The organism is Kitasatospora cineracea, from assembly GCF_003751605.1.
Taxonomy (GTDB): Bacteria; Actinomycetota; Actinomycetes; order Streptomycetales; family Streptomycetaceae; genus Kitasatospora; species Kitasatospora cineracea.
On record NZ_RJVJ01000002.1, the window covers coordinates 642,906 to 669,352 of the forward strand.

Sequence of the window (26,447 nt, forward strand, 5' to 3'; positions counted from 1 at the left end):
CGAACGGGCTGCGGCGCACGACGCCCGCGGCCCCTGTGCGCAAAGGGGTTCCCCTCATGGACGTCCTGTTGATCGGTGGTCTCTGGCTGGACGGCAGCGCCTGGGACGCGGTGCTCCCGGCGCTCGCCGAGCGCGGCCACCGCCCGGTGCCGCTGACCCTGCCCGGCCAGGGCGACGGCCGTTCCTCGGCCACCCTGGCGGAGCAGTTGGCGGCCGTGGTGGCGGCCGTGGACGCGGCGGCGGGCGAGCCGCTGGTGGTGGCGCACTCGGCGGCCTGCACGCTGGGGTGGATGGCGGTGGACGCCCGCCCGCGGGGCGTCGCGGGGCTGGTGCTGGTGGACGGCTTCCCGCACGCGGACGGGCAGCCGTACGCGGAGTGGTTCCCGCCCCGGGACGGCGTGGTGACGTTCCCCGGCTGGGAGTCGTTCGAGGGGCCGAGCAGCGCCGACCTGGACGAGGAGCTGCGGGCCCGGATCGCCGCGAACGCGGTCCCCGTCCCGGCGGACGTCGCGCTGGCGCCGGTCCGGCTGGCGGACGAGCGGCGCTACGGCGTGCCGGTGACGATGCTGTGCGCGGAGGCGTCGCCGGAGGACGTCCGGGGGTGGGTCGCGGCGGGCGCGGCCCCGGAGGTGTCCCGGATGGAGCGGATCGAGTACGTCGACCTGGACGCCGGCCACTGGCCGATGTTCAGCCGGCCCGCCGAGCTCGCCGCGCTGATCGACGCGGCGGCCGCCCGCAACTGACGCCGCCCGCCCCTGACGTGCCGCCCGCCCGCCTCCCGCTACCGGTCGTAGTCCACCGTCACCCGGTCGGAGACCGGCCGGGCCTGGCAGGTGAGGACGTAGCCGGCCGCCAGTTCGGCCTCCTCCAGGGCGAAGTTGCGCCGCATCTCGACCTTGCCCTCGCAGACCAGGGCCCGGCAGGTGCCGCAGACGCCGCCCTTGCAGGCGAACGGCAGGTCGGGGCGGGCCCGTTGGGCGCCGTCGAGGATGGCCCGGTCGCGCGGCAGGGCCAGGGTGCTGGCGCGGCCGTCGAGGACGAGGGTGACCTCGCTGGCGGCGGCGTCCGGTTCCGGTTCGGGGTGCCGCTGCTCGACGATGCCGTCCTCGTCGTCGTCCGCGTGGAACAGCTCCTGGTGCACCCGCCCGGCGGGGACGCCGAGTTCGGCCAGCAGCTGCTTGGCGCCGGTGACCATCGCGTACGGGCCGCACAGCCACCAGTGGTCGACGGCGGGGGTGTCGACCAGGGCGGTCAGCAGGGCGGCGACCCGCTCGGGGTCGAGGCGGCCGCTGAGCAGTTCGGCGTCGCGGGTCTCCCGGGAGAGCACGTGGACGAGCTGGAAGCGTTCCAGGTAGCGGTCCTTGAGGTCGGCCAGCTCGTCGGCGAACATCACCGTGTCGCTGCGCCGGTTGCCGTACAGCAGGGTGACCGTGGAGTCGGGGTGGCCGGCCAGGACGGAGCCCGCGATGGAGAGCATCGGGGTGATGCCGGAGCCGGCCGCGAGCAGCACGTGCGCGCCGGGCACGGCCGGGTCGGCGGTGAACGCCCCGGAGGGGGGCAGCACGTCGACGGTCTCGCCGGTCTCGGCCTCGCCGACCAGCCAGTGCGAGAACAGCCCGCCGGGCACTTCGCGCACCGCGATCCGCAGCGGTCCGCCGACCGGGGAGCAGAGCGAGTAGGAGCGGCGCTCGTCGGCGCCGTCGACGATCCGGCGCAGGGTCAGGCTCTGGCCGGGGCGGAAGGCGTACTCCTCGGCCAGGTCGGCGGGGACGTCGAAGGTGACCGCGACGGCGTCCTCGCAGAGCCGTTCCAGGGTGCCGATCGGCAGCGGGTGGAACCGCGGGCGGCGGACGGCCATCAGATCTCCTTGATCCGGTCGAAGGGTTCGCGGCAACTGCGGCACCGCCACAGCGACTTGCAGGCGGTGGAGCCGAACCGGGAGAGTTCCTCGGTGTCCTCCGACCCGCACTGCGGGCAGGCCACCACCCGCCGGGTGGGGCCGAGTTGCAGCATCCGGTCGGGCTGCCGCATCCCGCCGGGCACCGGCGGGGCGATGCCGGCCGCAGCGAGCTTGCGGCGGCCCTCGGCGCTGATCCGGTCGCTGGACCAGGGCGGGTCGATCCGCAGCCGCACCTCGACCCGGTCGAACCCGGCGGCCCGCAGCCGGCGGGACACGTCGGCGGCCATCTCGGCGATGGCCGGGCAGCCCGAGTAGGTGGGCGTCAGCCAGGCGGTGACCGCCCCGTCGGCCTCCTCGACGTCGGCCAGCACGCCCAGGTCGGCCAGGGTCAGCATGGGCAGTTCGGGGTCGGGCACGGCGGCGGCGACCTCCCGGGCCCGCTCCGACACGGTGCTCACCACGTCGCCCCCGGGTGCGCCCGGGCCACCACCTGCAGCTCCGCGAGCAGCGGCCCCAGCGCCTCGGTGTGCACCCCGTGCCGCCCGGCCCGCCCGTCCACGTACGCCCGGCCCGCGGTCTCGGGGACGGGCAGCGTCGCCTCGGCCAACACCCGTTCCAGGGCGGCGAGTACGGGGGCGCGCAGCTCCGCCGGGTCGACGCCGAGCCGCAGTTCGACCTCGTGCGGGGTGAACAGCTCCTCCAGCCACGGCCACAGCACCTCCAGCGCGGCGAGCATCCGCCGGTGCGACTGCTCGGTGCCGTCGCCGAGCCGCACCGTCCAGGAGCTCGCGTACTCCCGGTGGTACGCCAACTCCTTGGCGCCGAGCGCCGCGACGGCCGCCAGCACCGGGTCGGCGTGGTGGGCCAGCCGCCGGTACAGCTCCTCCCGGGCGGTGGCGAACAGCAGCAGCCGCACCACGCACTGCGCGAAGTCGCCGTTCTCCAGCTCCACCAGCCGCACGTTGCGGTAGTCGAAGTCCTCGCGCCAGTAGGCGAGTCGGTCCTCGTCGCGGCCGCTGCCGTCGAGCTGTCCGGCCCGGGTGAGCAGTCGGCGGGCCTGGCCGAGCAGGTCGAGGCCGAGGTTGGCGAGCGCCACCTCCTCCTCCAACTCCGGTGCCCGGGTGATCCACTGGATCAGCCGCTGGGAGAGCACCAGCGCGTCGTCGCCCAGCATCAGGCAGTACGCGGCGAGGTCGGCCGGGTCGATCCCGGCCGGCGGCGCGGCGTCCACCCCCAGCAGCGGATCGGCGAACCCCGTGCCGTACGCCCAGCGGGCCTCGCCGTCCGGCTCCGGGCCCGCCTCGGCCAGCGAGAGGTACACGTGTTCGTCGGTCATGTCGCCTTCCCTGCCAGTTCGTTGACGGTGCGTCAGATGTGCGGGACGTCCTCGGGGATCGGGTAGAACGTCGGGTGCCGGTACACCTTGTCGCCGCTCGGCGCGAAGAACGGGTCCTGCTCGTCCGGGCTGGACGCGGTGATCGCGTCCGAGCGGACCACCCACAGGCTCACCCCCTCGTTGCGCCGGGTGTACAGGTCGCGCGCCGCGAGCAGCGCCATCTTGTCGTCCGCCGCGTGCAGCGACCCCACGTGCACGTGGTTCAGCCCCCGCCGGGGCCGCACGAACACCTCGTACAGCGGCCAGGAGGCCCGCTCCCCGCTCATCCCGAACTCCCTTCCCGTGCGGCCCGCTTGGCCGCGTACGCCGAGGACGCCTCGCGCACCCAGGCGCCGTCCTCGTGGGCCGCCCGCCGCCGCTCGATCCGCTGCGCGTTGCACGGGCCGCCGCCCTTGATCACCTGCTGGAGCTCCGACCAGTCCGGCTCGCCGAAGTCCCAGCTGCCGCGCTCCTCGTTCCAGGCGAGCGCCGGGTCGGGCAGCGCCACGCCCAGGTGCTCGGCCTGCGGGACGGTCATGTCGACGAAGCGCTGGCGCAGTTCGTCGTTGCTGTGCCGCTTGATCCGCCAGGCCATCGAGCGCTCGCTGTTGGGCGAGGCCCCGTCCGGCGGGCCGAACATCATCAGCGACGGCCACCACCAGCGGTCCACCGCGTCCTGCACCATGGCGCGCTGCGCCTCGGTGCCGGCCATCAGCGTCATCAGCAGCTCGTAGCCCTGCCGCTGGTGGAAGGACTCCTCCTTGCAGATCCGCACCATGGCCCGGGCGTACGGCCCGTAGCTGCACCGGCACAGCGGCACCTGGTTGCAGATCGCCGCGCCGTCCACCAGCCAGCCGATCACGCCGACGTCGGCGAAGGTCAGCGTCGGGTAGTTGAAGATCGACGAGTACTTCTGCCGCCCGTCGATCAGCTTCTCGGTCAGTTCCGCGCGGTCCACCCCGAGGGTCTCGGCCGCCGCGTACAGGTACAGCCCGTGCCCGGCCTCGTCCTGCGCCTTGGCGAGCAGGATCGCCTTGCGCCGCAGCGAGGGCGCCCGGGTCAGCCAGTTGCCCTCCGGCTGCATGCCGATGATCTCCGAGTGGGCGTGCTGCGCGATCTGCCGCACCAGCGTCGCCCGGTACGCCTCCGGCATCCAGTCGCGCGGCTCCACCCGCGCGTCCGCGGCGACCACCGCCTCGAACCGCGACTGCGCCTCCGTGCTGGCCTCCATCGCCCACCTCCCGACTGACCGTTCGGTCGGTTCCATTCTGTACACAGGGACCGGGCGGTGGCAAGGAGGTCGGGACCCGGTGATCGGGACAGCCGGCCCGGTGACCGGGGACAGCCGGAGGCGGCGGCCGGGGACAGCCGGAGGCGGCGGCCGACGACCGGGGCCCGGGGGACGTGCCCCCGGGCCCCTGGTGCGGTCGGCCGCCGCCTCCGGTCGGCCCTCAGCGTTCGCGCAGGCGCGGCAGCGGCACCGCCAGCAGCGCGGCCAGCAGGGCGATCCGCGGGCCGAGCTGGTCGACCCGGAGGTGTTCGTGGCGGGCGTGCGGACCGGCGCCGACCGCGCCGAGGCCGTCCAGGGTGGGCAGGCCCCGCGCGCCGGCCAGGTTGGTGTCGCCCGCCCCGCCGGCGGGGGCGCCGTCGAGGTGCTGGCCGAGGGCGGCGGCCAGCGAGCGGACGTGGCGCAGCAGCGGGTTGCCGGTGCGTTCGGGCCAGGCCGGGCGGCTGGACAGCACCTCGGTGCGGACGTCCGCGCCGGGGCGGGTCGCGGTGAGGTGGGCGAGGGTGTCGAGGGTGCGGCGCTGGGCCTCGGTGGTGGCGAAGCGCAGGCCGAGTTCGGCCTCGGCGTGCCCGGCGATGACGTTGGCGCGGGTGCCGCCGTCGATCCGGCCGGTGTTGAGCTCGGTGCCGGGCTGGCGGGCCAGGCCGCGGACGGCGATCAGCTGGTCGACCAGCTCGTCGATCGCGGAGAGGCCGTCGGCGGCGTCGAGGCCGGCGTGGGCCTCGCGCCCGGTGACGGTGAGCCGGACCCGGGTGGAGCCGCGGCGGGCGGTCTTCAGCCGGCCGTCGGGGTGGCCGGGTTCGAGGCCGAGGACGGCGGCGGCGCCGCGCAGGTGGCGCTCGACCAGGCCCCGGCCGTCGGGGCTGCCGATCTCCTCGTCCGAGACGATCACCATCCGGACCGGGCGGTGCGGGCGCTGCCCGAGGTCGGCGAGCAGGGCGAACGCGCCTTCCAGCAGCGCGAGTCCGCCCTTCATGTCGAGGATGCCGGGGCCGCTGAGCCGCCCGTCGCGCTCCTCGACCGGCCAGTCGGCGAGGGTGCCGACCGGCCAGACGGTGTCGTGGTGGCCGACCACCAGCAGGTGCGGGAGGTCCTCCTGCTGGCCGGGCCAGTCGAGGACGAGGTGGTCGCCGTGTTCGCAGGGGTGCCGGACGGCGGTGGCCCCGGTCGCGGCGTAGCCGGCGGCGAGCTCTTCGGCGAGGGCGTCGAGCCGGGGGGCGTCACCGGAGGGGGATTCGATCCGGGCCAGGTCGGCGCAGCGCTTGCGGACGGCCGCGGTGAGGGTGCGGGCCCGGCTGGCGAGGGTGCGCGGCAGGCCGGGCAGGGCGGCGGTCGGGGTCACCGCCGGTGTGGTGGCGGGCAGTTCGGCGGCGGGGGGCGCCGCTGCGGTGGCGGCGGCGGTGTCCGCGGCCGCTGTGGCGGGTGGTTCGGTGGTGTCCGCGGCCATTGTGGCGGGGGCTCCGGCGGTCGCCGCGGCGGACGTCCCGGTGGGATGCGGCTCGGGGGCCACGGTATGCGGACTCACCGTTCACCTCCGGCGGGTCGCGGGGCACTCGGCGGTATCGGCGGGGCGGGCGTCCAACGGCTCCTGCCCGGGGTCGGGCTCGGTCGCGGCGTACGGTACGACCTGGGGCTGGGCAACACTGTGTCCTCCTCGCTCGGTCCACGGCTCCGGCTCGGCCCGGGGCTCGGGGACATCGGTCTTCTGTTCCTCGGCACGGGCGGGCACCGTAACAGGGGGCCGATGAGCGAGCCTAGAAGATTGGTTCGCCTCGCTGCGAGGTGGCCTGCCGCTCAGCGCGCCGCGGCGGGTCCGGGTGCGTCCTGCTCCCACCTTGGACCCCCGGGGGAGGTTCGGCAGCGCGAATCGCCCACGATCGAGCGAACCCCGCCCGATGGGTGACCGTGAATCAGCCTTTGGTACCAGTCGGGGAGTCCGCGGCCGGACGCGCCGGAGCCCCCGCCGCCGCGCCGAGCGGGGGCAGGGGCTCCGGGCGGGCCGTGAACGGCCCGGTCAGTCACGGGACTTGCCGAACACCAGCCGGTAGGCGATCAGCAGGACGAGTGCGCCCGCGATCGCGGAGATCCAGGTCGGCAGGTCGAAGAAGTGCACGTTCACCGACTTGTGCAGGATCTTCGAGGACAGCCACCCGCCGATGAAGGAACCGGCGATGCCGATCAGGGTGGTGACGATGATGCCGCCCGGGTCCTTGCCGGGCAGCAGGAGCTTGGCAACGGCTCCGGCGAGGAGCCCGAGGATGATCCAGCTGACGATTCCCATGGCCTTTTCCTGCCCTCCGTCGCGGCGGGCAACCTCCCGTGCCCGTTCACCAGGGGTGACGCGGGTCTCCACCCGCCCGGTTCCGGCCACCGGCGCGACGGGTCGTGCCGGCGGTGCGGCGGGTCGTGCCGGCGGTGCGACGGGTCGTGCCGGCGGCGCGGCGGCGGGTCGGCTCAGCGGGCCCGGGGCAGCGGCACCGCCTCGGGGCGGTAGCGGACGGTGGTCGCCATCCAGTGCAGCAGCGCGTGCGCGAAGCGGACCAGCGCCCGCACGTAGCAGCGCACCTGGGGCGGCCAGTGCGAGCCGCGGGCGATGCCCTCGGCCAGGAACTCCAGGGTGGTGAGCTCGGCCCCGCAGAGCGCGGCGACCTGGGCGGCCGCGGCGGCCTGCGGCAGCCGCTCGTGCACCTCCAGCGCGCACAGCAGGTTGTTGCCGTGGCCGGTGGCGGTCTCGGCCCGGTACGAGCAGAGGTCGTTGGCCCAGCCGACCAGGTGGTCGAACCGGCTTCGCAGGTCGACGAGTTGGGGGTGGTGGTGGAACTGCTCGGGCAGGTCGAGGCGGTGCGCGAGCTCGACCGTGCCGGCCGCGCAGCGGGTGGCGCCGCCCCGCTCGCGGTGCGAGAGGTACTGCGGCACGGTGGGGGTGGCGCCGCGCAGCCGCAGGAAGTCCAGCGAACTCTCCAGGTAGCAGCGGAAGTCGGCGGTCTGCCGGGCCCGCCAGGCCGGTCCGGTGAGGGCGACGCTGTCCTGCCAGAGGGTGCGGAAGGCCCGGGCCAGGGCGGTCCGCGGGGCGGGCGCGACGGCGTCGGGGGCGAGTTCCGGGGCGAGCAGCGCGGCGAGTTCGCGGACGGTGCGGTCGGCCTCGTCGGACGGGTCGCCGAGCCAGTGCCGGTCGAAGTGGTCATCGAGGATCCAGCCGAGCAGCAGCCACTGGGTGGCGGTCCGCAGCCCGGGCCCGGCCGGGAGGTCGCCCCAGCAGCGCGAGGCCAGGTCCAAGTGGTCCTGTTCCAGCAGGCGTTCGGTGCCCTCGTGGTCGAGCAGGCCGGTGCCGGCCAGCCAGTGCGCGAGTTCCTCGCGCAGCGCGTCGGCGTGCGGGTGCGGCGCCGGGACGGGGATCCGGTCGAGCAGGCCGGCGAGCGGCCCGCCGGACGGCCCGGCCGACGGTCCGACGGGCGGTCCGGCCGGTTGTCCGGCCGGGAGGCGCTGCGCGGGGGCTCGGCTCATGGCGGGATCCTCCGGTCCGCTCGGGTGCGTGGTCGCCGCGTCCGGGATCGCCGGGCGCGAACGGGGCGGGCCGCCGCGGACGCGTCCGGACCGGCGGGCCGCCGGAGCGCGAGCACCGGCCGGCCGACCGGGGCGCGCGTCAACTTCCCGCCGGGGCACGCGTCAACCGTCCACCAGGACGGACCGGCCGCCGACGGGACGAGTCTGCTGGAACACCGGGCCCGGGCCCCGCAGAACCGTCGGCCGTTCCCCCGCCCGGCGGATACCACCGCTCATCCGACGATCAGCCCGCGGCCCGCCCCCGGGAGCCGCGCTCCAGGGTGCACCGGCCGTCCCGGCACGTCCGCCGCAACCGCCCCCGGGAGAGCAGTTGGAGCAGCCCGACCGTCCAGCACAACGGACAGCCGCGCAGCGCCACCAGCCCGATCGGCACGGCAAGCAGCACGACCGGCCCGAACACCGGCAGCAGCCCGAACCCGGCCGCCACCGCCCCGAACCCGACCGCGCCGCGCAGCAGATGGCGCGGCAGGGTCGCACTCGCGTAACCGTCCCGCCCGGCCCCGGCGCCCCCGTCCCGCCCGCTCACCGGACACCGCCGCGCCGGGCGGCCGGGCCGCCGGACATCGGCCCGATCTGACCGGTGCCGCTCTCGAACTCTCCGGCGTTTCCGCCGAGTTCGGCCCGGACGGCGGCCCGGGCCCGGTGCAGCCGGGACTTCATCGCGGCCGGGCTCAGCCCGAGCGCCTCGGCGACGGCCCGGCCGCCGAGGCCCTGCAGGTCGCGCATGATCAGCACCCGGCGCTGGTCGGCGGGGAGGGCGGCGATCGCGGAGGCGACCCGTTCGGTGTCGAGCCGCCGCAGTGCCTCCTGCTCGGCGGAGTCCGCCGTCCCCGCCGGGGGTTCGGCGGTGGCCGCCGCGGGCCGCAGGGCGCGGGCCCGCCGCAGGCACTCGTTGCGGACGATCCGGAACAGCCAGGACGCGAGCGCGCCGGTGGCCCGCAGCATGCCGATCCGCCGGTACAGCACGATCAGCGCCTCCTGCGCGGCGTCCTCGGCGTCCTCGGGGCCGGGGCACAGCGTGTGGGCGAAGCGCCGCACGTGCGGGTCCGCCCCCGCGACCAGCACCGCGAGCGAGTCGCGGTCCCCGTCGCGGGCCGCCGCGACCACCTCCGCGCCGGGCCATCGGGTCTCAACCACGGCTCCCCTGCCTCCGCTTGAGCACCAGCAGGCAACTGCACAGCAGCACCGCGCCCGCACCGGCACCGACCAGAACCGCGACCATCATGGCCTCCTCGGGACTCGCCCCGTCCGGCTCGGTCCGCCCGACGGGATCGCCCATAAGAGCCCCGGCCCGCCGGAAAGGATTCACCCCTGTTTCCGGCCGCGCCCCGCCCTTCCCCCTGGCGGAGCGTCGGCGTCAGGCCCCGCGCTCGGCCTGGCTCCGCTCCACGCAGAACTCGTTGCCCTCGATGTCCGCGAGCACCACCCAGCCCGTCCCGTCCGGCCGCCGCTGGTCGGCCACCCGGGTCGCGCCCAGCCCGACCAGCCGCTCGACCTCCTCGTCCCGGGTCCGCCCCTGCGGCTGGAGGTCGAAGTGGATCCGGTTCTTGCCCGCCTTCTCCTCCGGCACGGTCACGAACAGCAGCCCCGCGGCCTCGATCAGCGCCTGCGGGTCACCGGGGAAGTCCTCCTCGTGCAGCGGCTGCCCCAGCACCTCCGACCAGAAGGAGGCGAGGCGGTAGGGGTCGAGGCTGTCGATGGTCACGTGCTTGATCACAGAAGTCATGCCGGGGATTCTCGACCGCCGGAGTAAGGAGTGGCAACCCGGTTCCCTCCTGTCGCCGCGCCCGGCAATCGACCCCCTCGGCACCCTCCCGTCCGGCGGGGGTGCGGTGTTACGGTGCGGATCATGTCCGAGAGCCGCTCCACCGCCAAGGCCGAACTCGACCGGCTGACCGCCGAGTTCTTCGGCGCCTTCGACAACCGGCACGGCGGCCCCGCCGACGTGGGCCGGCTGCGGCGGCTGATGCTGCCCGGCGGGGTGATCGTGGTGACGGCGCCCCGGTACGCCGCGTACGGCGTGGAGGAGTTCATCGGCCCGCGCGAACTGCTGCTCTCCGACGGGCGGTTGACCGACTTCCACGAGTGGGAGGTCGACGAGCGCACCGAGATCGCCGACGGCGTGGCCTGCCGGATCGGGACCTACCGCAAGTCCGGCCTGCTGAACGGCGAACCGTACGAGGGGCGCGGCACCAAGACCTTCCAGTTCGCCCGCACCCCGGACGGCTGGCGGATCACCGCCTTCTCCTGGCACGACGAGCCGTAGCCCCCCGGACGCGGGCGGCCGGGCTCACCGCGCCGCCCCGGCCGGGGCCTTCGCGGCGCGGGCCGTCCCCGTCACGGCCGTCATGGCGAGGGCGAGCAGGGCGAGGCAGGCGACGGCGGCGCCGTACAGGGTGGTGGTGGGGAGCAGGCCCAGGTGCGGGGCGGCGAACCCGGCGGCCACCGCAGGGGCGCTGAAGGCGAGGTAGCTGAGGACGTACACGGCCGCGAACAGTTCGGCGCGTTCCGCCGGGGCGGCCAGCGGGGCGATGCCGGAGAGCGCACCGAGGAAGGTCGCGCCGAAGCCGAGCCCGGCCACCGCGGTCATGACGAAGAACAGCGGCGTGTCGCGGGCCTCCAGCGCGGCCAGGGTGCCGAGCACGCCGAGGGCCAGCGCGACCGCCCCCGCCCGGAGGGCCGTGCGGGCGGGGCGGCCGCGCAGCAGCAGCGAGCCGAGCGTGCCGCCCGCGGTCATGGTGGTCACGACCAGGCCGCCGACCAGGTGGCTGTGCAGGTGCAGCACGCCGACGGCGAGCGAGGGGCCGAGCGAGAGGTAGAGGCCGCCGAGCGACCAGACGGCGATCAGCGCGGGGGACGCGGCGGCGAAGGCCCGGCGGGCCGCGCGCGGGACGCGGGCCCGCGGCACCAGCGCGAGCAGGGCGCCGGGGCGCCGTTCGACCGTCTCGGGTATCAGCGACAGGGCCGCGGCGGCCAGCAGGAACCCGGCGGCCAGCAGCGCGAAGACCAGGACCCGCGGGGCGGGGCCGTACTGCACCAGCAGGCCGGAGCCGAAGGCCCCCACCGCCAGGCCGAGCGTGGACGCGGCGCCGTTGACCAGCGCGCCGAGCCCCGGGGAGCGCTGCGGCTGCAGGTCGACCAGGGCCGCGGAGAGCGCGCCGGTCGCGGCGCCGGTGGCGAAGCCCTGGACGGCGCGGGCCACGAGCAGCGTGCCGACGCCGTCAGCCCCGGTGAACAGCAGCATCGCGGCCGCCTCCAGCAGCAGCGAGCCGTGGAGCAGCGGCTTGCGGCCGAGGAAGTCGGACAGTCGGCCGACGGTGGTCAGGGCGAGCAGCAGGAACACCGCGTAGACGGCGAAGACCACCGTGAGCGTGCCCGAGGAGAAGCCCCAGGCCGCCTGGTAGACGACGTACAGCGGGGAGGGAGCGGCAGCGGCGAAGGTCAGCAGCAGCATGGCCGCCGCGACCAGCCAGAAGGCCGGAGTGCGGGACAGCCGGCGGGAGTTCGGCATCGGGAACCTCGGTGGCAGGGCGGTCGGGGCCCGGAAGCACGGCCCCTTAAGGCGAAAGGGTTGGCTTTAGTGGATGCTAGGCGACCACCCGACACTAAAGCCAATCCTTTTGCCTTAACATGGCGTTCCCGCCGGGAGCCCGGACCCGGAGCCTTAGCATGGGAGGGTGAACAGCCAGCCCCCGGCCCCGCCCGCGCAGCCGGCCGAACCCGTCCGCCGCACCGGCGGACGCAGCGCCCGGGTGTGCGCCGCCGTGCACCGGGCCGTCACCGAACTGATCGCCGAGAACGGCGCGGAACAGGTCACGATCCCGGCCGTCGCGGCCAGGGCCGGCGTCAACCCCACCTCCGTGTACCGGCGCTGGGGCGACCTCAACGGCCTGCTCGCCGACGTCGCCAGCACCCGGCTGGCCCCCGACGACCCCCCGCCGGACACCGGCACCCTCCGCACCGACCTGCTCCAGTGGGCCGAACGCACCCGGGCCGCCGTCACCACCCCGGAAGCCCGCGCCCTGCTCCGCCACTCCATCGGCCAACTCGCGACCTGCCCCGGCACCACCCCCCGGATGGCCGCCCGCGAACAGCAACTCGCCACGATCCTGACCCGCGCCGAGGACCGCGGCGAACCCACCCCCGCCCTCACCCAGGCCGTCGACCACCTGATGGCCCCGCTCTACTTCCGCGTCATCCTCAACCTCGGCCCCGTCGACCCCGCCGACACCCGCCGCCTCGTCGACGACCTCCTCCACCACCACACCGGCCGATGCCCCACCTGACCCGCCCCGCTCGCTCCCCACGCGACAGCCGGATCCCCCTCCCTCCCCGCTCCTCCCCCACCGAGGTCCTCCCCGCCCCACCCTCCCGCCGCCGGAACCCTCCCCCTCCCCACACGTCCACCCCTGCGGCAGCCGAAGCCCCTCCCTTTCCCCCGCCCTCCCGCCGCCGGAACCCTCCCCCCTCCCCACGCGTCCACCCCTGCGGCAGTCCCAACAGGCGGAGGTGCGGCAGGTGAGCGGGCGAGTACTGGTGGTGGACGATGACGCGGCGATCCGGCGGAGCCTCGAACGGGGCCTGCGGCTGAGCGGCTTCCGGGTCTCGGTCGCCGCGGACGGCGCGGCCGCGCTGACGGCTCTCGCCGCGGAGCCGCCGGACGTGCTGGTGCTGGACGTGGGGATGCCGGGACTGTCGGGGACGGAGGTGTGCCGGACGTTGCGGGCGCGGGCGGACGACACTCCGGTGCTGATGCTCTCCGCGCTGGACGAGCTGGCCGACCGGGTGGCCGGGCTGCAGGCCGGTGCGGACGACTACCTGGTGAAGCCGTTCGCCCTCGAGGAGCTGGTGCTGCGGCTGCACGCGCTGCTGCGCCGCAGGCCGCCGCAGCCCTCGGACCTGATCCGGGTCGGCCCCCTGCGGATCCACCCGGAGACCCGGCAGGCGTTCTGGGACGAGGACGAACTCCGGTTGACCAGGCGGGAGTTCGAGCTGCTCGCGCAACTCGCCCGGAACGCCGGGCTCGTGCTGTCCCGGGAGGTGCTGCTGGACCGGGTCTGGGGCTACGACTTCGAGGTGCGCAGCGACGCCGTGGACACCTTCGTCTCCTACCTGCGCCGGAAGCTGGAGGCCGGCGGCCGCCCCCGGACGGTGCACACGGTGCGCGGGGTGGGTTTCGTGCTGCGCGTCCCGGACGAGGGCGGGGCCGGACGGTGAAGCTGTCGACCCGGATCGCGCTCGGGGCGGCGGTGCTGGTGCCGCTGCTGGTGGCGGCCGCGGGGGTACTGCTGCTGCCGCTGGTCGGCACGGACCTGCACCGGCGCCAGGACGACCGGTTGAACGCCCGGGCGGCGGCCGTCCTGCCGAACGCGAAGGCGCTGCTCGCGGCCGACAGCCGGGGCCGTCCGAAGGTGGAGCAGAACCAGCAGCGCAAGCTGACGGACGCGGCGCTGGACGCGGGCGTCCGGGTGGCCGCCGCGGACGGGACGGTGCTGCTCGCGGCGGGTTCGCAGCCGGACGACCCGTCCCGACTCCCCGCGGCCCCGAGCGGCGGGCCGGTGACGGTCCGTCAGAACGGCTCGTCCTGGCGGGTGTTGGCGGTGAAGCTGGACAGCGGGAGCACCGCCGGGACGCTCTGGGTGCTGGCCCCGGCCGGGGAGCCGGCGGACGAGTTGCGGGCGGTGCGGCGGCGGGTGCTGCTGGTGGCGCTGGTCGCGGCGCCGCTCTCGGGGCTGGTCGCCTTCGGCCTCGCCGAGCGGGCCACCCTGCCGCTGCGCCGGCTGGGCCGCCGGGCGGCGGCGCTGGACCCGGGGGCGGGGCCCACGGCGTTCGCGCCCGCCCGGACGGGCACCGCCGAGGTGGACGAACTCTCCGGCGCGCTGGCCCTGTTGCTGTCGCGGTACGACGAGCAGGCGGCCCGGACGGCGCAGGCCCTGGACACCGCGCGGTCGTTCTCCTCGGCGGCCTCGCACGAGTTGCGCACCCCGCTGATGAGCCTGCGCACCAACCTGGACGTGCTGGCCGCGCACCCGGACCTCCCGGCGGGCGAACGGGCCGAGGTGGTGGCCGAGTTGCAGCAGGACCACGCCCGGATGCTGGACCTGCTGAGCGCGCTGTCCGCGCTGGCCCGGGGCGACCTGGTGGAGCTCTCCGCGTTCGGCCCGGTCGACCTCGCGGAGCTGGTGGACGCCGCCGTCGCCGAGGCCGCCCGCCGCCACCCGGACGCCGTCTACCGGACCGAACTCCCCTCCGAGGCAAGGGTGTTCGGCTGGGACGCGGGCCTGCGGATCCTGCTCGCCAACCTGCTGGGCAACGCCGCCGTGCACGGCCGCACCGCCGACCGCCCGGCCCGGGTGGACGTCCGGCTGCAGGTGGCGGGCGGCGCGGCCCGCCTCACCGTGGACGACAGCGGCCCGGGCGTGCCGCCCGCCGAGCGGGCCGCCGTCTTCCACCGCTTCCACCGCCGCCCGGACAGCCCGGGTTCCGGCCTCGGCCTGACCCTGGTCGCCCAGCAGGCCGCCCTGCACCGCGGTTCGGTCACCGCCACCGACCGCCCGGACGGCCCGGGCTGCCGCCTGGAGGTCGTCCTGCCGCTGCTGCGCCCCGACACCCCGGCCGTCCGGCTCCCCGCCGCCCGGGACTGGCTGAACGGGGAGGAGCAGCACTGAGGGGCCCGGCGGGAGCGGGGCTGGGGCCGGAACGGGAGCGAGGGGAAACTCCACCCCCCTCCATTTTCAAGGTATACCTCCCCCGGGGGCTTGCGGCAAGGCCCCCAGGAGGGGGGAGAATCGACGACTCAATCCCCCTGACCTGCGGAAACGGGAGTCGAACATGCGCGTGGTACTGACCTCCTGGGGATCCCGAGGAGACATCGAGCCGCTGGCGGCACTGGCCGCGGAACTGCGGGCCCGCGGCGCGCGGGTGGTGGTCTGCGCCCCGCCGGACGAGGACTTCGTCGCGCTGCTGGACCGGGTCGGCGTGCCGCTGGTGCCGCTCGGGCCGACGGTGAAGTCGATCGTCGCCAATCCGAAGCCGCCGACCGGGCAGGACGCGTTCAAGCTGGCCCCGGCGCTGGTCGAGGCGCGCTTCGAGACGCTCGCCGCGGTGGCCGCGGAGGGCTGTGACGCCGTCCTGGCGACGGGCCTGATGCCGGCCGGGGCGCGGGACGTCGCGGAGAAGCTGGGCGTCCCGTACGTGCTGGCCTGCTTCCACGTCATGGGGCTGCCGTCGCGGCACTTCCGGCCGGGCCGCCGGCCGGGCACGCCGTCCCCGGCGGACGAGACGGACTACGAGGTGCTGTGGAAGCAGGACGCCGAGCGGGTGGACGCGCTGTACGGCGCGGCCGTCAACCGCGGGCGGGCGGCCCTCGGGCTGCCGCCGGTGGACGGCGTCCGCGACCACGTGTTCACGCAGCGGCCGTGGCTGGCGGCGGACCCGGTGCTGTGCCCGTCGGCGGGGATGACCGAGCTCGACCCGGTCCAGACCGGCGCCTGGATCCTGCCGGACACCCGGCCGCTGCCCGCGGACCTGCGGGCGTTCCTCGACGGCGGCGAGCCGCCGGTGTACGTCGGTTTCGGCAGCATGGCCGCGTACGCGCCGGAGGGCGTCGCGCGGGCGGCCGTCGAGGCGGCCCGGGCGCACGGGCGGCGGGTCGTCCTCGGGAGCGGGTGGGCCGGACTGGGCGCGGTGGACGACGGCGACGACTGCTTCGTGGTCGGCGAGGTCAACCAGCAGGCCCTGTTCCGCCGGAGCGCCGTCGTCGTGCACCACGGCGGCGCCGGCACCACCACGACCGCGGCCCGGGCCGGGGCCCCGCAGGTGGTCGTGCCGCTGATCGCCGACCAGCCCTACTGGGCGTCCCGGATCGCCGAGTTGGGCGTCGGGGTGGCCCACCCGGGGCCGGCGCCGACGGTCGCCTCCCTGACGGCGGCCCTGGCGGCCGCCCTGGATCCCGGGGTGCGGGCCCGGGCGGAGGCGGTCGCGGCCACCGTCCGGACCGACGGCGCCGCGGTGGCCGCCGGACTCCTGCTCGACCTGGCCGGGCGGCCCCGCCCGTAGGACGCCCCCGACCGGCCGCGACTCACGAGCCGGGCAGGCCGAGGACGGCGGCGGCGAGGTGCGCGCGGAACCAGTGGTGCGCGGGGTCGCCGTCGTTGCGGGGGTGCCAGGCCATGCCGAGTTCCATCGGCGGGAGCCGCAGCGGGATCGGGAAGGCCCGCAGGCCGAGGGCCTGGACGGTGGCGGGCAGCCAGTCGGCGAGGCCGAGGGCGATCAGGTCGGTGTCGCGGGCGAGCAGCATCGCCGCGGTGTGGCTGGGCACCACGACGGACACCCGCCGCCGCAGGCCGAGTTCGGCGAGGGCGCGGTCGATCGGGCCGTGCCGCCGCCCCTGCCGGGAGACCCCGATGTGCGCGGCGGCGGCGAAGCGTCCGGCGTCGACGGGGCCGGTCAGGATCGGGTGGCCGTGCCGGACGAGGGCGACCGGCGGGCGGGTGGCCAGGGCGCGGGTGCGGATCTCGGGGTCGAGCCGCCCGAGGACGCCGAGTTCGACGTCGACCAGGCCCTGCCGGAGCGCGGGGCCGTCCTCGTAGGACTCGGGCAGGAAGACGGTGTCCACGCCGGGGGCTTCGCGGTGCAGCCGTTCGGTGAGGTCGCCGGCCACCGCGGCGAGCAGCAGTTCGGCGGCCTGGACGGTGAAGGTGCGGTGCAGGTGGACGGCCTCGAAGCCCGCGCCGGGGCGCAGCACCCGTGCGCAGGACCGGATCAACTCGGCCACCTCGCCGCGCAGTTCGACGGCGCGCGGGGTGGGGACGAGGCCCTGTCCGGCCCGGACCAGCAGCGGGTCGCCGACGGCGCGGCGGAGACGGGCGAGGCTGCGGCTGACGGCGGCCGGGGAGGTGCCGAGCCGTTCGGCGGCCCGGGTGACGCTGTGTTCCTGGAGCAGGACGTCGAGCACGCGCAGCAGGTTGAGGTCCACGGGCCGGGAGTTTACGCCCGGCGCAATGATCGCTTGCCGATTCCTGCATTGTTCCGCAATCCGCCGGGCCGGAGAGTGGAGGTGCGGCGGGCGGACGGAGCCCGGCCGCGGTGTCGATGTCGACCCGGGAGCCGGTGGAACACCGGCGGGCCCGGTCGGACCCGGTGGAGGGAACAGGACCATGGCGAACGAGACGAGGGCGGCCCGGGCGGGCGACGTGCTGGCGGTGGTCAGCCAGGGCGGCGGGACGGTGTCGTTCTTCGACGCCGCCTCGGACGGGCTCCTGGGGGACGTCGAAGTCCCTTCGGAGCCGCACGAGTTGTGCTTCGACGCGGAGCGCAGGCTGCTGTGGTGCAGCACCGCGTACCGCTCGGGGTACTACCACGCGAACAGCGGCCGGGCGAGCGAGCTGACCGCGATCGACCCGGACACCCGGCGGGTGGTGGCGGTGGTCGACCTGGCGCCCGAACACGGCCCGCACGGGCTGGCGTTGGACGCGGCGCGCGGCCTGCTGTACGTCAGCGTGGAGGGCGGTCCGGACCGGACCGGCGGGGTGGTGGTGGTCGACGCGGCGAGCCGGAAGGCGGTCGGCCGGATCGACACCGGGGCGCCGGGCCCGCACTGGTTCGCCGTCGACCCGGCGGGGCGCAGGGGTTACGCGACCAACAAGGAGGCGCCGTTCGTCTCGGTGGTCGACCTGGAGCGCGGGGTGATGACCGGACGGGTGGAGGTGCCGGGCAGCGAGGGCCTGGCGGTGTCGGCGGACGGTGCGGCGGTGTACGCGGCCGGGCCGTACCTGGGGTTCGCGGCGGGTCCGGAGCCGCGGCCGGCCAACGGCGTCCGGGTGATCGACACGGCGACCGGGACGGTGGTCCGGGTGCTGGCGACCGAGTCGCCGGTGCTCCCGGTGCACCTGACGGCGCGCGGCGCGCTGCTGGTCGGCGAGGTCCGCACCGAAGGGGCGCTCGGCTCCGGACTGGGCCGCCAACTCCCGGGCCGCCTCACGGTGTTCGACCCGCTGACGGGCGAGCGCCGGGCCTCGCTGGAGACCGGCCGCTTCCCGCTGACGCTGGCCTCCTCCCCGGACGGCCGGCTCGGCTACCTGGCCGCCGTGGAGTCCTCCACCGTGGACGTGGTCGACCTGGAGACCTTCGAGCTGCTGGCCCGGCTGGACGTCCCCAAGCGCGGCGAGCCCGGCGCGCACGGCCTGGCGTACGTCCCGCGCCCGGCCTGACCGGCCCTGTCCCGCCCTGACCGGCCCTGTCCGCCCGTCCGCCCGTCCGCCCGGCGGCCGGTTCCACAGGGTTTCCACAAAAAGGGCTCCTACTGTCGGGCTCGGCCGGGGAGACCGGCCGGGATTCGGAGTGGAAGGGGAGACCCATGCGCATCAACCGGGCGGCGGCCGCCGTCGGAGTGCTGGCGTTGGCGGGCGCGTTCCTGGCTGCGGGGCCCGCGCAGGCGGCGGGCGGGGCGCCGAAGGGGGACGGGGCGAAGGCGGTCTGCAAGCGGCTGCCGAAGACCCAGGAGCGGATCGACAAGGCGCTGGACCGGCTGAACGGCGACGCCACCGTCAACGGTTCGGTGGCCCGGCTGCAGCAGCGGGTGGACAACGCCCACAAGGCGGGGCACGCCGAGATCGAGAAGTACCTGAACGACCGGCTGACCTTCCGCCGCAGCCTGCTGCCGACGCTGCAGACCCGCAAGGCGGACCTGGCCTCGGTGGCCGACTGGTGCGCGAAGAACGCCCCGGCGGCCGGGAAGTGACCCGTCGGCCCGCCGCCGCGCGAGCCGCCCTGGCGGCCCTGGCGCTGGCCTCGGCCGCCCTGCTGACGGCCTGCGGCCCGACCTCCGGCGCCGCCGGGGGCGGCAGCGCGCCCGACGACGCCCAGCAGGTCCAGCAGATGCAGCAGAAGGTGGACGCCGCGGACAGCGCCGCCGCCCAGGCCGACTCCGACGCCGCCCAGCCGGACACCGACACCGGCCCGAGCACCGGCACCGGCACCGGCCACTGAGAGAACGCCCCCGAGAACCCCGACGGCCCGCGCCCTCCCCGGAGCGCGGGCCGTCGGCATGCCCGGGAAATGAGACGGATGCGTCCACGATCCGACCACCGGCGTGGCGGAACTTGACGCGCCGCCGCCGGGTCGTGAACCATCGGCGGCATGAACTCCGGCACCTTCCTGGTCTGCCGCCTGCACGTCGATCTGCGACGCCAGGCGAGCGACATGTGTGCCTGCTGTTGACGCTCTCCGCGTAACCTCCGTGCGTGCCCGGTGAGTTGACCCGGGGCCCGCACCCCCTCGCGCCACCCTCCCCTTTCCCCCTGCCGTCCCGCGCCCCCACCGCCCGTGCCCCGGCACGCGCACCGGCGCCGGCGGCCGCCCCGGCACACCCCGGAGGAACCCATGAGCATCGACCTCGCCACCACCCCGCCAACCGCCGCGACCACCCCGACAGCCACCGCCACCCGCCCCCCGCTCTCCCCGAACGCGCTGCGCCGGATCGTCCGCGACCTGGCCGAGCGGCCCGAGCGCTGGCTGCACCGGGTGCGGCTGTCCGGGGAGGAGCGCTGGTACGAGCGGCTGGAGCTGGCGGAGGACTACGAGGTGTGGCTGATCAGCTGGCTGCCGGGGCAGTCCACCGGGTTCCACGACCACGGGGGGTCGCGCGGGGCGTTCACGGTGGCGCTGGGCGAGTTGGAGGAACTGGCGCTGGCGGGGCCGGAGCACGGGCTGACGGTGCGTAGGCTGGCGTCGGGCAGTGAACGGGCGTTCGGGCCGCAGTACCTGCACGACGTGCGCAACACCGCGCAGGGCCCGGCGGTGACGCTGCACGCGTACTCGCCGCCGCTGAGCGGGATGGCGCACTACGAACTGCGGGCCGGCGGCCTGGTGCGGACCTCCACGGAAGGTGCGGAGCAGTGGTGACCACGGTGGACCGGTTGGTGGCGGCGGCCCGGGCGGGCCTGGACCGGCCGGACCCGGCCCGGGCCTGGGCCGAAGTGACCGCCGGGGCGCGGCTGGTGGACATCCGCCCGGCGGCGCAGCGGGCCCGCGAGGGGGAGATCCCGGGGGCGCTGGTGATCGAGCGGAACGTGCTGGAGTGGCGGCTGGACCCGACCGGCAGCCACCGGATCCCGGAGGCGGTGGACCACGGGGTGCGGTGGATCGTGGTGTGCTCGGAGGGGTACGCGTCCTCGCTGGCGGCGGCCTCGCTGCAGGCGCTGGGGCTGCACCGGGCGACCGACCTGGACGGCGGTTTCGTGGCCTGGGCGGCGGCCGGGCTGCCCACCCGTTCGGTTGATCAAGGTTTGCGGTGATCCCTCCGAGGGAAGCCGGACAAGCGACGCATTCAGACCACTGTTCGATAACTGCGCCCGCCCCGAGCGGCGGGCGCAGTGCCGTTCCGGCCGATCCAGCCGATCCGGCCGACCCTCCGAGGACCCTTCCGTGATCAGATTCGAGGGCGCCGCCAAGCGCCACCCCGACGGCACGGTCGCCGTCCGCGGCCTGGAACTGGACGTTCCGGCGGGCCGGACCACCGTGCTGGTCGGGCCGTCCGGCTGCGGCAAGACCACCATCCTGCGGATGGTCAACCGGATGGTGGTGCCCACCGCCGGCCGGGTGCTGCTGGACGGGGCCGACGTGGCGGGGCTGCCCGCGGCCGGGCTGCGGCGCGGCATCGGGTACGTGATCCAGCAGGCGGGGCTGTTCCCGCACCGCCGGGTGATCGACAACGTGGCGACGGTGCCCCGGCTGCTCGGCTGGGACCGCAAGCGGGCCCGGGCCCGGGCCGCCGAACTGCTGGAGCTGGTCGGCCTGCCGCCGGAGACCGCCCGCCGGTACCCGGCGCAGCTCTCCGGCGGCCAGCAGCAACGGGTGGGCGTGGCAAGGGCGTTGGCGGCGGACCCGCCGGTGCTGCTGATGGACGAGCCGTTCAGCGCGGTCGACCCGCTGGTGCGCGCCGGGCTCCAGGAGGAACTGCTGCGGCTGCAGGCCGAGTTGGGCAAGACGGTGCTGTTCGTGACGCACGACATCGAGGAGGCGGTCCGGCTCGGCGACCGGGTGGTGGTGCTCCGCGAGCACGGCGAGATCGCCCAACTCGCGGACCCGCACACCCTGTTGACCGCCCCGGCGGACCCCGGTGTGGCGGCCTTCCTGGGTCGCGACCGCGGCCTGCGCGGGCTGGGCCTGCGCCCGGCCGGCGCCGTCCCGCTCGAACCGCTCGGACCGCTCGGACCCTCGCACGACGGATGGCAGTTGGCGCTCGACCCGGAGGGCCGACCGGAGCACTGGGTGCGCGGCGCCGAGCGCCACCCGGCCCCGGTGTTCGCCCCGTCCCGGGACTCGCTGCGCTCCGCGCTGGACGCGGCCCTGCTCGCCCCGTCCGGCCTGGCCGTCGCGGTGGACGACGCGGGCCGCGCGGTCGGCACCGCGAGCCGCGCCGCCGTCGTCGAGGCACTGGCCCGGTCCCAGCAGACCGGCACGGCCTCGAAGTCCCCGAAGCCCCCGGAGTCCCCGGAGACCCCCGACGCCGAGCAGGTGCCGCATGCTGGACGGTGAGCCGCTGATCCGCTGGCGCTGGCTCGGCGACCACCTCGGCTACCTGGGCGACCTGACGGCCGACCACGCGGTGATCGCCCTGGTGCCGGTGCTGCTGGCGCTGCTGCTGGCGGTGCCGCTGGGCCTGGCCTGCGCGCGCTTCCCGCGGCTGTACCAGCCGCTGGCGGCGGTGTTCAACGTGGTGTACGCGCTGCCCTCGCTGGCGGTGTTCGTGGTGCTGATCCCGTACACGGGGCTGGCCACCCGGGAGACCGTGATGGTGCCGCTGACCTGCTACGCGCTGGCGGTGCTGCTGCCGACCGCGGTGGACGGGCTGCGGGCGGTGCCGGAGCCGGTGCGGCAGGCGGCCACCGCGATGGGCTACGGCCCGTGGCGGCGGCTGGCGGCGGTCGAACTCCCGGCGTCCGTGCCGTACTTGATCGGGGGGCTGCGGGTGGCCGCGGTGTCCTCGATCTCGCTGGCGGCGGTGGGGGCGCTGGTCGGCCGGGGCGGGCTGGGCTACCTGTTCGTGGACGGCTTCCAGCGGACCTTCCCGACGCCGATCCTGGCCGGGATCGTGCTGGTGGCGCTGCTGGCGCTGGCCGCCGACCTGCTGCTGCTGGCGGCCCGCCGGGTGCTGGCGCCGTGGTCGCGGGGGGTGGCGCGGTGAACTGGCTGGGCTGGCTGCACGACTTCTTCGCCGATCCGGCGCACCGCTCCGGGCCGGACTCGATCGTCCACCGGGTGCTGGAGCACCTGGCGTTCTCCGCCGAGGCGCTCGGCCTGGCCGCGCTGGTGGCGCTGCCGCTGGGCCTGCTGATCGGCTACTCGGGGCGCGGGCTGTTCCTGGTGACGGCGCTGGCCGGCGTGGCGCGCGCCCTGCCGACCCTGGGCCTGGTGACGCTGGCGGTGCTGCTGGCGGGCGTCGGCGAGACGGCGGTGCTGCTGCCGCTGACCGCGCTGGCCGCGCCGCCGATGCTGGTGGCCGCCGCCGAGGGGGTGCGCGGCACCGACCCGGACGTCCGGGACGCGGCCCGCGGCATCGGCCTGACCCACCCGCAGACGCTGCTGCGGGTGTGCGTGCCGGCCGCCGCGCCGACCCTGCTGGCGGGGGTGCGGACGGCGTCGGTGCAGGTGATCGCCACCGCCACGGTCGCCGCGTACGTCGGCCTCGGCGGGCTGGGCCGGTACGTGATCGACGGGCTGGCCACCCGGAACTACCCGACCACGGTCGGCGGCGCCCTGCTGGTGGTGCTGCTGGCGGTGGCCGTCCAACTGCTGTTCGCCCTGTTCGTCCGGCTCGCGTCGCCGCCCGGCGCGCGGCCGGTCCGTGCCGTCCGCAGTGCCCGTGCCGCCGGTTCCGCCGGTGGCGGGGGCGCGTCCGCGGGCGGCTCCGCTCCCGACGACGATCCCGCGGGCTCCCCCGCTCTCGTGAAGGAATCCCCATGACGACCCGTCCGGTCCGAACCGCCCTCGCCGTCCTCCTGCTGGCGGGCGCGGCGGCCTGCTCCTCCTCCGGCGGCGGCGACCCGCTGGCCGCGAAGTCCTCCGGCCCGGCGGCGTCCGCCCCGGCCGGGGGCTCCGGGAAGACCGTGGTGGTCGGCTCGGCGAACTTCCCGGAGAACGTGCTGCTCGCCTCGATCTACTCGCAGGCCCTGAAGGCCAAGGGCGTGCCGGTGGAGGAGAAGTTCAACATCGGCAGCCGCGAACTGCTGTACGGGCAGCTGCAGTCGGGTGCGCTGACGGTGCTGCCGGAGTACAACGGCGCGCTGCTGGGCTACCTGGACGCCAAGTCGACCGCCACCGGCGAGGACGCGGTGAACACCGAGCTGAAGGCCAAGCTGCCGGCCGGGCTGGCGATCCTGGACTCCTCGGCCGCCGAGGACAAGGACTCGCTGACGGTCACCCAGGAGACCGCCGACAAGCTGGGCGTGAAGTCGATAGCCGACCTGGCGGGCAAGGCGCAGGACCTGGTGGTCGGCGGCCCGCCGGAGTTCAAGTCCCGCCGCGAGCAGCAGTTCAAGGACGCCTACGGGCTGACCTTCAAGGAGTGGAAGCCGACCGGCGACACCACCGCCAACGCGCTGAAGGACGGCACCGTCCAGGTCGGCAACGTGTTCACCACCGACCCGAAGCTGGTCCAGCTGAAGCTGGTGTCGCTGGCCGACCCGAAGAACGTGTTCAGCGCGCAGAACGTCACCCCGCTGGTGAACCGGGCCGGTCTGGACGCCACCGGGACGGCCGCGCTGAACGCGGTCTCGGCGAAGCTCGACACGGCCGGGCTGACCGCGCTGATGAAGCGCGTCGCGGTCGACAAGGAGGACCCGTCGGCGGTCGCCGCGGACTGGCTGAAGAGCAGCGGTCTGAACTGACCCGTGCCGCCCGTCGGCCCCGCACCGAGCATTCGGGTGCGGGGCCGACGGCACGTCAAGGCCCTGATGTACAAGGCTTGGCAAAGCTCTCCGGGCCTGCTCCGACCAGTGCTCCGGTGAACTGTAAAGAGTCTTGACAGACGCAGTGGTCCAGACCAACCATGAGTCCGCTGTACTTCCCGACCGGAACGCATCGTGGGGGTGTGACCACCGGCCGGGGCAAGCAGTACTGCCCCGCACCACCCCGGCACTCCCTGTACCAGGCCAGACCCACGCCCCGTGCCCGAACACCGGCACGCGGGCCCTCCTCCCATGCCTGATGGAGACTCGATGCGCCTTCACCGACCACTCCAAGCGCTGCTCGCCACCGGCGCGATGGCGGCCGCCTCGCTGGGGCTGATCTCCGCCCCCGCGCAGGCCGCCACCCCGCTGCCGCAGCACGTCTTCGCCCCGTACTTCGAGGCGTGGACCGGCGACAACCCGGCCACCCTGGCCGCCCAGTCCGGCGCCAAGAACCTGACCATGGCGTTCCTGCAGGCCGCCACCAAGGGCTCCTGCACCGCGCTGTGGAACGGCGACACCTCGATGCCGGTGTCCAACTCGGTCTTCGGCGCCGACATCGCCACCATCCGCGCCAACGGCGGCGACGTGATCCCGTCCTTCGGCGGCTACACCGCCGACAACACCGGCACCGAGATCGCCGACTCCTGCACGGACGTCAACCAGATCGCCGCCGCGTTCGAGAACGTCATCACCACCTACGACGTCTCCCGGATCGACCTGGACATCGAGGACAACTCGCTGACCAACACGGCCGGCATCGACCGCCGCAACAAGGCGATCAAGATCGTCGAGGACTGGGCCGCCGCCAACGGCCGCAGCATCCAGTTCAGCTACACCCTGCCGACCACCACCAGCGGCCTGGCCTCCAGCGGCCTCGCGGTGCTGAAGAACGCGGTCAGCAACAACGCGCGGATCGACGTCGTCAACATGATGACGTTCGACTACTACGACGGCGCCTCGCACGACATGGCCGCGGACACCCAGACCTCCGCGCAGGGCCTGTACAACCAGCTGGCCAAGCTGTACCCGACGAAGACCGCCGCCCAGCTGTGGGGCTCGATCGGCATCATCGAGATGCTCGGCATCGACGACTACGGCCCGGCCGAGACCTTCACCGTCGCCAACGCCACCACGGTCTACAACTGGGCCGTCGCCAAGGGCATCAACACCCTGTCCTTCTGGGCGCTGCAGCGCGACAACGGCGGCTGCGTGGGCACCGCGGGCTCGGACAGCTGCTCCGGCATCGCGCAGGGCACCTGGGACTTCAGCCACATCTTCTCGAAGTTCACCAGCTCCTCCGTCCCGGCCAACGACTTCTCGGTGTCGCTGAGCCCGGCCACCGGCTCGGTCACCGCCGGCGCGTCCACCTCGGCGACCGTCAACACCGCGGTCACCTCCGGCTCGGCGCAGAGCGTCAACCTGTCGGTCACCGGCGCCCCGGCGGGCGTCACCGCCTCGCTGAGCGCCTCCACCGTCACCGCGGGCGGCTCCGCCACCCTGAACGTGTCCACCGCCGCGGGCGTCGCCAACGGCAGCTACCCGCTGACCGTGACCGGCACCGGCGCGAGCGGCACCCACTCGGCGACCTACACCCTGACCGTCACCGGCGGCACCACCGCCTCCGACTTCTCGGTCGCCCTGGCGCCCGCCTCGGGCTCGGTCCAGGCCGGCTCGGCCGCCTCCAGCACCGTGAACACCGCGGTCACCTCCGGCACCGCCGCGACCGTCAACCTGACCGTCTCCGGCGCCCCGGCGGGCGTCACCGCCTCGCTGAGCGCCTCCAGCGTCACCGCGGGCGGCTCCGCCACCCTGAACGTCGCCACCACCGCCGCCGCGGCCCCGGGCACCTACACCCTGACCGTCACCGGCACCGGCGCGGGCAAGACCCACACCGCCACCTACGCGCTGACCGTCACCGGCACCACCCCGACCGGCGGCCTGGTCAACGGCGGCCTCGAGGGCGGCCTCGCCCCGTGGACCTGCCAGAGCGGCGGCGGCGTGGTCTCCACCCCGGTGCACGGCGGCTCCAAGGCCCTGCAGGCGGCGCCCACCGCCGGCACCACCGGTGAGTGCGACCAGACCGTCACCCTGGCCCCGAACCACGCGTACACCCTGACCGCCTGGGTCCAGGGCCCGTACTCGTACGTCGGCGTCAGCGGCGGCGCCACCGCCTCCACCTGGGCCAACGGCTCCTCCTGGACCAAGGTGACCGTCCCGTTCACCACCGGCGCCAACGGCACCGTCACGGTCTACCTGCACGGCTGGTACGGCCAGGGCTCGGTCTACGGCGACGACTTCTCGATCGCCTGACACCCCCCGCTTCACGAACCGGGCCCGGCCGGTGGCACCCGCCACCGGCCGGGCCCG

At 75.4% G+C, this 26,447-nt stretch carries 29 protein-coding genes; 16 read left to right on the forward strand and 13 right to left on the reverse strand.

Going from position 1 to position 26,447, the window contains the following annotated elements; all coding sequences use genetic code 11:
• Positions 1 to 56 precede the first annotated feature (56 nt).
• On the forward strand, positions 57 to 743 hold the full coding sequence (locus EDD39_RS29350) for an alpha/beta fold hydrolase (protein WP_123561842.1): 687 nt from the start codon (positions 57 to 59) through the stop codon (positions 741 to 743).
• Between the two features lie 38 nt (positions 744 to 781).
• Here EDD39_RS29350 and paaE read toward each other — a convergent pair whose 3' ends face one another.
• From paaE to EDD39_RS29410, 11 genes are all read right to left on the reverse strand, one after another.
• On the reverse strand, positions 782 to 1,858 hold the full coding sequence (gene paaE, locus EDD39_RS29355; RefSeq protein WP_123561844.1) for a 1,2-phenylacetyl-CoA epoxidase subunit PaaE: 1,077 nt from the start codon (positions 1,856 to 1,858) through the stop codon (positions 782 to 784).
• Positions 1,858 to 2,361 carry a 1,2-phenylacetyl-CoA epoxidase subunit PaaD gene (paaD, locus tag EDD39_RS29360; protein WP_123561845.1) on the reverse strand — a complete coding sequence of 168 codons (504 nt, stop codon included), beginning with the start codon at positions 2,359 to 2,361 and terminating at the stop codon, positions 1,858 to 1,860. Before paaD ends, paaE begins: the two co-directional genes overlap by 1 nt.
• Positions 2,355 to 3,236: a 1,2-phenylacetyl-CoA epoxidase subunit PaaC gene (gene paaC, locus EDD39_RS29365; RefSeq protein ID WP_123561846.1), complete on the reverse strand. Its 882-nt coding sequence runs from the start codon at positions 3,234 to 3,236 to the stop codon at positions 2,355 to 2,357. Before paaC ends, paaD begins: the two co-directional genes overlap by 7 nt.
• Before the next feature lie 32 nt (positions 3,237 to 3,268).
• Positions 3,269 to 3,562, reverse strand: coding sequence for a 1,2-phenylacetyl-CoA epoxidase subunit PaaB (gene paaB, locus EDD39_RS29370; protein WP_030913761.1), 294 nt, complete (start codon positions 3,560 to 3,562; stop codon positions 3,269 to 3,271).
• Positions 3,559 to 4,506, reverse strand: a complete 948-nt coding sequence (paaA, locus tag EDD39_RS29375) for a 1,2-phenylacetyl-CoA epoxidase subunit PaaA (RefSeq protein ID WP_123561848.1) — start codon at positions 4,504 to 4,506, stop codon at positions 3,559 to 3,561. The genes paaB and paaA overlap by 4 nt, the downstream gene beginning before the upstream one ends.
• Before the next feature lie 220 nt (positions 4,507 to 4,726).
• Complete coding sequence (locus EDD39_RS29380; protein WP_123561850.1) at positions 4,727 to 6,010, reverse strand: M20 family metallopeptidase; 1,284 nt, start codon at positions 6,008 to 6,010, stop codon at positions 4,727 to 4,729.
• Between the two features lie 567 nt (positions 6,011 to 6,577).
• Positions 6,578 to 6,844, reverse strand: a complete 267-nt coding sequence (locus EDD39_RS29385) for a GlsB/YeaQ/YmgE family stress response membrane protein (RefSeq protein ID WP_123561852.1) — start codon at positions 6,842 to 6,844, stop codon at positions 6,578 to 6,580.
• A 173-nt stretch (positions 6,845 to 7,017) separates the two neighbouring features.
• A complete protein-coding gene (locus EDD39_RS29390; RefSeq protein ID WP_123561854.1) occupies positions 7,018 to 8,067 on the reverse strand; it encodes a terpene synthase family protein in 1,050 nt (349 codons plus the stop codon).
• Between the two features lie 283 nt (positions 8,068 to 8,350).
• A complete protein-coding gene (locus EDD39_RS29395) occupies positions 8,351 to 8,653 on the reverse strand; it encodes a hypothetical protein (protein WP_123561856.1) in 303 nt (100 codons plus the stop codon).
• On the reverse strand, positions 8,650 to 9,264 hold the full coding sequence (locus EDD39_RS29400; RefSeq protein ID WP_123561858.1) for an RNA polymerase sigma factor: 615 nt from the start codon (positions 9,262 to 9,264) through the stop codon (positions 8,650 to 8,652). Before EDD39_RS29400 ends, EDD39_RS29395 begins: the two co-directional genes overlap by 4 nt.
• Before the next feature lie 220 nt (positions 9,265 to 9,484).
• Positions 9,485 to 9,853, reverse strand: coding sequence for a VOC family protein (locus EDD39_RS29410; RefSeq protein WP_123561862.1), 369 nt, complete (start codon positions 9,851 to 9,853; stop codon positions 9,485 to 9,487).
• 123 nt (positions 9,854 to 9,976) lie between these two features.
• Between EDD39_RS29410 and EDD39_RS29415 the strand changes: the two genes are divergently transcribed.
• Positions 9,977 to 10,393, forward strand: coding sequence for a Cif family virulence factor (locus tag EDD39_RS29415; RefSeq protein WP_123561864.1), 417 nt, complete (start codon positions 9,977 to 9,979; stop codon positions 10,391 to 10,393).
• Positions 10,394 to 10,417: 24 nt separating this feature from the next.
• Here the strand turns inward: EDD39_RS29415 and EDD39_RS29420 are convergent, their stop codons facing one another.
• Positions 10,418 to 11,638, reverse strand: a complete 1,221-nt coding sequence (locus EDD39_RS29420) for an MFS transporter (protein ID WP_123561866.1) — start codon at positions 11,636 to 11,638, stop codon at positions 10,418 to 10,420.
• A 166-nt stretch (positions 11,639 to 11,804) separates the two neighbouring features.
• Here EDD39_RS29420 and EDD39_RS29425 point away from each other — a divergent pair, with 166 nt between their 5' ends.
• The 4 genes from EDD39_RS29425 to EDD39_RS29440 all read left to right on the forward strand — a co-directional run bounded on the left by EDD39_RS29425 (position 11,805) and on the right by EDD39_RS29440 (position 16,185).
• Complete coding sequence (locus tag EDD39_RS29425; RefSeq protein ID WP_123561868.1) at positions 11,805 to 12,413, forward strand: TetR/AcrR family transcriptional regulator; 609 nt, start codon at positions 11,805 to 11,807, stop codon at positions 12,411 to 12,413.
• A gap of 232 nt (positions 12,414 to 12,645) precedes the next feature.
• Entirely contained in the window at positions 12,646 to 13,344 is a 699-nt protein-coding gene (locus EDD39_RS29430; RefSeq protein WP_123561870.1) for a response regulator transcription factor, read from the forward strand.
• Positions 13,341 to 14,795 (forward strand): sensor histidine kinase, encoded by a 1,455-nt coding sequence (locus tag EDD39_RS29435; RefSeq protein ID WP_123561872.1) that lies wholly within the window; start codon positions 13,341 to 13,343, stop codon positions 14,793 to 14,795. The genes EDD39_RS29430 and EDD39_RS29435 overlap by 4 nt, the downstream gene beginning before the upstream one ends.
• Positions 14,796 to 14,958: 163 nt before the next feature.
• Positions 14,959 to 16,185: a glycosyltransferase gene (locus tag EDD39_RS29440; RefSeq protein WP_123561874.1), complete on the forward strand. Its 1,227-nt coding sequence runs from the start codon at positions 14,959 to 14,961 to the stop codon at positions 16,183 to 16,185.
• Positions 16,186 to 16,207: 22 nt separating this feature from the next.
• Here the strand turns inward: EDD39_RS29440 and EDD39_RS29445 are convergent, their stop codons facing one another.
• Positions 16,208 to 17,104, reverse strand: coding sequence for a LysR family transcriptional regulator (locus EDD39_RS29445; RefSeq protein ID WP_123561876.1), 897 nt, complete (start codon positions 17,102 to 17,104; stop codon positions 16,208 to 16,210).
• A 181-nt stretch (positions 17,105 to 17,285) separates the two neighbouring features.
• Here EDD39_RS29445 and EDD39_RS29450 point away from each other — a divergent pair, with 181 nt between their 5' ends.
• From EDD39_RS29450 to EDD39_RS29500, 10 genes are all read left to right on the forward strand, one after another.
• Positions 17,286 to 18,338: a YncE family protein gene (locus tag EDD39_RS29450; RefSeq protein WP_123561878.1), complete on the forward strand. Its 1,053-nt coding sequence runs from the start codon at positions 17,286 to 17,288 to the stop codon at positions 18,336 to 18,338.
• A 146-nt stretch (positions 18,339 to 18,484) separates the two neighbouring features.
• A complete protein-coding gene (locus tag EDD39_RS29455) occupies positions 18,485 to 18,868 on the forward strand; it encodes a hypothetical protein (RefSeq protein ID WP_030913791.1) in 384 nt (127 codons plus the stop codon).
• Positions 18,865 to 19,116: a hypothetical protein gene (locus EDD39_RS29460; RefSeq protein WP_123561880.1), complete on the forward strand. Its 252-nt coding sequence runs from the start codon at positions 18,865 to 18,867 to the stop codon at positions 19,114 to 19,116. The genes EDD39_RS29455 and EDD39_RS29460 overlap by 4 nt, the downstream gene beginning before the upstream one ends.
• Before the next feature lie 393 nt (positions 19,117 to 19,509).
• A complete protein-coding gene (locus tag EDD39_RS29470) occupies positions 19,510 to 20,031 on the forward strand; it encodes a cysteine dioxygenase (RefSeq protein WP_244257349.1) in 522 nt (173 codons plus the stop codon).
• On the forward strand, positions 20,025 to 20,423 hold the full coding sequence (locus EDD39_RS29475; protein WP_123561882.1) for a rhodanese-like domain-containing protein: 399 nt from the start codon (positions 20,025 to 20,027) through the stop codon (positions 20,421 to 20,423). The genes EDD39_RS29470 and EDD39_RS29475 overlap by 7 nt, the downstream gene beginning before the upstream one ends.
• A gap of 130 nt (positions 20,424 to 20,553) precedes the next feature.
• Complete coding sequence (locus EDD39_RS29480; protein ID WP_123561884.1) at positions 20,554 to 21,666, forward strand: ABC transporter ATP-binding protein; 1,113 nt, start codon at positions 20,554 to 20,556, stop codon at positions 21,664 to 21,666.
• Complete coding sequence (locus EDD39_RS29485) at positions 21,653 to 22,315, forward strand: ABC transporter permease (protein WP_030463574.1); 663 nt, start codon at positions 21,653 to 21,655, stop codon at positions 22,313 to 22,315. Before EDD39_RS29480 ends, EDD39_RS29485 begins: the two co-directional genes overlap by 14 nt.
• Positions 22,312 to 23,094, forward strand: coding sequence for an ABC transporter permease (locus EDD39_RS29490; protein WP_244257350.1), 783 nt, complete (start codon positions 22,312 to 22,314; stop codon positions 23,092 to 23,094). The genes EDD39_RS29485 and EDD39_RS29490 overlap by 4 nt, the downstream gene beginning before the upstream one ends.
• Positions 23,091 to 24,017, forward strand: coding sequence for an ABC transporter substrate-binding protein (locus EDD39_RS29495; protein ID WP_123561886.1), 927 nt, complete (start codon positions 23,091 to 23,093; stop codon positions 24,015 to 24,017). Before EDD39_RS29490 ends, EDD39_RS29495 begins: the two co-directional genes overlap by 4 nt.
• A gap of 330 nt (positions 24,018 to 24,347) precedes the next feature.
• Positions 24,348 to 26,390 (forward strand): glycosyl hydrolase family 18 protein, encoded by a 2,043-nt coding sequence (locus EDD39_RS29500; RefSeq protein ID WP_123561888.1) that lies wholly within the window; start codon positions 24,348 to 24,350, stop codon positions 26,388 to 26,390.
• The last annotated feature ends 57 nt before the right edge of the window (positions 26,391 to 26,447 follow it).